Below are 902 nucleotides of genomic sequence, written 5' to 3' on the forward strand. Positions count from 1 at the left end.
CTAGTGGATGGAATCTAACGCTTGGTGCCCACGCCTGACGGCGGCGATGATTTCATCTGGATCAGCCGTCCACGTGAAGGGCTTGGGACTGGCGTTCGTCTCGGCAACGTAGCGGTTGATGGCCGTCTGAAGGTCAACCACCGAATGGAAGACGCCGCGCTTGAGCCGCTGACGGGTCAGTTTGGCAAAGAAGCCCTCAACCGCATTGAGCCACGAGCATGAGGTCGGGGTGAAGTGGAAGGTGAAGCGCTCGTGGCGATCCAACCAGGCTCGAACCTTCGGGTGCTTGTGGGCAGCGTAGTTGTCGAGGATCACGTGCACGGCCTTGCCAGGGGGCACTTGGGCCTCGATGGCGTTGAGAAAGCGGATGAATTCCTGATGCCGGTGGCGCTGCATGTTGCGCCCGATGACGGAGCCATCCAGCACGTTCAGAGCGGCAAAGAGCGTAGTGGTGCCGTTGCGTTTGTAGTCGTGCGTCATGGTCCCCAGCCGACCCTTCTTCAGCGGCAGGCCGGGCTGGGTGCGGTCGAGTGCCTGGATCTGGCTCTTCTCGTCGACGGAGAGCACGATGGCATGGGCCGGAGGGTCGACATAGAGCCCCACCACGTCGCGGAGCTTTTCGGCAAACTTGGGATCGTTCGAGAGCTTGAACTGGCGATAGCGATGCGGCTGGAGACCATGAACCCGCCAGATGCGCCGCACGGCACTGGCACTGATGCCACTCTCCTTGGCCATCATGGTGGCGGTCCAGTGGGTTGCCTCGACCGGCGGATCAGCCAGCGTCAGGGTGACCACCCGCTCGGCAACGTCAGGCCCAAGCGGCTTGATCCGGGACGGGCGGGTCTTGTCGCGCAGCAACCCGTCGACCCCCTCCTGCATGAAGCGCTCCTGCCAGCGCCAGA

The 902-nt window shown here is 63.1% G+C and carries 1 protein-coding gene; it reads right to left on the minus strand.

Annotated elements, in window-relative coordinates; genetic code table 11:
- Positions 1–902: IS630 family transposase (locus tag KHP60_RS24865; RefSeq protein ID WP_213566937.1), on the minus strand; the 902-nt coding region annotated here is incomplete at its 5' end.

Source organism: Microvirga sp. 3-52, assembly GCF_018383585.1.
GTDB lineage: Bacteria > Pseudomonadota > Alphaproteobacteria > Rhizobiales > Beijerinckiaceae > Microvirga.